General features: G+C 72.4%; 2 protein-coding genes. Both read left to right on the top strand.

Annotation, left to right across the window (positions count from 1 at the left end; translation table 11 throughout):
- Window positions 1-107: 107 nt before the first annotated feature.
- Window positions 108-1,445, top strand: a complete 1,338-nt coding sequence (gene nuoF, locus MXD58_RS23980; RefSeq protein ID WP_248838664.1) for an NADH-quinone oxidoreductase subunit NuoF — start codon at window positions 108-110, stop codon at window positions 1,443-1,445.
- Window positions 1,446-1,450: 5 nt separating this feature from the next.
- Window positions 1,451-3,016, top strand: a 1,566-nt coding sequence (locus MXD58_RS23975) for an NADH-quinone oxidoreductase subunit G (RefSeq protein ID WP_250609976.1), incomplete at its 3' end; no start/stop codon positions are given.

Raw genomic sequence — 3,016 nt, 5'->3', positions numbered from 1 at the left:
GCGCAGGCCAGCAAGGACGCGCAGGCCGAGGCCGGCGGCACCGCGCCGGCATCGGCGCCAGCCGGCGCCTCGGTCTCGGGATCGACTGAGCGGAAGGGGAACTGACGATGCCAGTCACCCCGGTCCTCACCCGGCGTTGGAACACTCCGGAGTCGTGGACGATCGACACCTACCGCCGACTCGACGGGTACGTCGCCGCGCGCACCGCGCTCGCCGGCGACCCCGACGACCTGATCAAGCTGGTCAAGGACTCGGGTCTGCGCGGCCGCGGCGGCGCGGGCTTCCCCACCGGGATGAAGTGGGGCTTCATCCCCCAGGGCGACGGCAAGCCGCACTACCTCGTCATCAACGCCGACGAGGGCGAGCCCGGCACCTGCAAGGATGCCCCGCTGATGAAGGCGGACCCGCACTCGCTGATCGAGGGCATCATCATCGCCTCCTACGCGGTGCGGGCCAACCGGGCGTTCGTCTACCTGCGCGGGGAGCTGATCCACGCGGCCCGCCGGATGCGCGCCGCCGTCGCCGAGGCTTACGAGGCCGGTTTCCTCGGCCGCAACATCCTCGGCAGCGGCTTCGACCTCGACCTCGTCGTGCACTCGGGCGCGGGGGCGTACATCTGCGGCGAAGAGACGGCGCTGCTCGACTCGCTGGAGGGGCGCCGCGGCCAGCCGCGGCTGCGCCCGCCGTTCCCGGCGACCCACGGGCTGTACGCGTCGCCGACCGTCGTGAACAACGTCGAGACGATCGCCAGCGTCCCGTTCATCGTCAACCATGGCGTGGACTGGTTCCGCTCGATGGGTCGGGAACGCTCGCCGGGCCCGAAGATCTACAGCCTGTCCGGGCACGTGACCAGGCCGGGCCAGTACGAGGCCCCGATGGGCACGACGCTGCGGGAGCTGCTGGAGATGGCGGGCGGCGTGCGCGGCGGGCGCAAGCTGAAGGCGTGGACCCCGGGCGGGTCCTCCACCCCGATGCTCACCGCTGACCACCTCGACGCACCGCTCGACTTCGAGGGCATGCAGGAGGCCGGCTCGCTGCTCGGCACCGCGGCCCTCATGATCATGGATGAGACGACCGACATGCTCCGGGTCGTCCGCCGCCTCACCCAGTTCTACGCGCACGAGTCGTGCGGCAAGTGCACCCCGTGCCGCGAGGGCACGAGCTGGATGGTGCAGATCCTCTCCCGCATCGAGCGGGGCCAGGGCGACGCCGAGGACGTGGACACCCTCGTCGACGCCTGCGACAACATCTTCGGCCGGGCGTTCTGCGCGCTGGCCGACGGGGCCACCTCCCCGATCGTGTCGGGGATCAAGTACTTCCGGGATGAGTTCATCCCGGTGAGCGCGGTGACCACGAAGCCGGAGTCCTCGAAGACCACCCCTGACGGCGCCGCGGCCGGCGACGACGCGGCCGCCGCCCCGGGTGCCTACGCGGGAGCGCACTGACAACCATGACCGCCCCAGCCCGAACCTCCGCGCCCACCCCCGAGCCGGCCCCGCCGGCCGCACCCGACCAGGTCAGCCTCACCATCGACGGGCTGTCGGTCAGCGTCCCCAAGGGCACACTGATCATCCGGGCGGCCGAGCTGCTCGGCATCGAGATCCCGCGGTTCTGCGACCATCCATTGCTCGACCCCGTCGGCGCCTGCCGGCAGTGCATCGTCGAGGTGGAGGGTCAGCGCAAGCCGGTCGCCGCCTGCACCACGACGGTCGCCGCCGACATGGTGGTCGGGACCCAGCTCACCTCGCCGGTCTCCCGCAAGGCGCAGGCCGGCAACATCGAGTTTCTGCTGCTCAACCACCCGCTGGACTGCCCGATCTGCGACAAGGGCGGCGAGTGCCCGCTGCAGAACCAGTCGATGGCCAACGGCGGCGCGGTCTCCCGGTTCAAGGAGACCAAGCGCGCCTACCCGAAGCCGATCGCGATCTCCACCGAGATCCTGCTCGACCGGGAACGCTGCGTGTTGTGCGCGCGCTGCACCCGGTTCTCCGCGCAGATCGCCGGTGACCCGTTCATCGAGCTGTTCGAGCGCGGCGCCGCCGAGCAGGTCGCGGTCAGCGACGGGCAGCCGTTCTCGTCCTACTTCTCCGGCAACACCGTGCAGATCTGCCCGGTCGGTGCGCTGACCAGCGCCGCCTACCGCTTCCGGGCCCGGCCGTTCGACCTGGTCTCCACGCCGACGGCCTGCGAGCACTGCGCGTCGGGCTGCAGCCTGCGTACCGACCACCGGCGCGGGAAAGTCACCCGCCGCCTCGCCGGCGACGACCCGGCGGTCAACGAGGAGTGGAACTGCGACAAGGGCCGCTTCGCGTTCACCTACGCCCGCTCCGCCGACCGGCTCACCACCCCGCTGATCCGCGACGATGACAGCGGCCAACTCGTCGAGGCGACCTGGTCCGAGGCACTGGAGTATGCCGCCCGAGGGCTCGCGGAATGCCGTGACCGCAACGGCGTCGGCGTGCTCACCGGCGGCCGGCTGACCCGCGAGGACGCCTACGCCCACGGCAAGTTCGCCCGGGTCGCGCTCGGCACCAACGACATCGACTTCCGGTCCCGGCCGCACTCGGCCGAGGAGGAGCAGTTCCTCGGCCACGCGGTCGCCGGGCGCGGCATCGGCGTCACCTACGCCGACCTGGAGGCGGCGCCCGCGGTGCTGCTCGTCGCGTTCGAGCCGGAGGAGGAGTCGCCGATCGTCTTCCTGCGCCTGCGCAAGGCCGCCGACAAGCACGCGGCCGCCGTGCATGCCCTCGCCCCGCTGGTCACCCGCGGGCTCGCGAAGCTCGGCGGGACGCTGGTGAGCACCGAGCCGGGCGGCGAACCGGCCGTCCTCGACGCGTTGGCCACCATCGGTACTGCCGAGTCCGACACCGACCCGCTCGCCGCGACCGCCCGCGCCGTGCGCGAGCCGGGCGCGGTGATCCTCGTGGGGGAGCGGGCCGGAGAGATCCCCGGCGCGCTGTCCGCCGTGCTGCGCCTCGCCGAGGCCAGCGGCGCCGCGCTCGCCTGGGTGCCGCGC

The organism is Frankia sp. AgKG'84/4, assembly GCF_023242965.2.
GTDB lineage: Bacteria > Actinomycetota > Actinomycetes > Frankiales > Frankiaceae > Frankia.
This window is presented reverse-complemented; position numbering and strand designations above follow the sequence as displayed.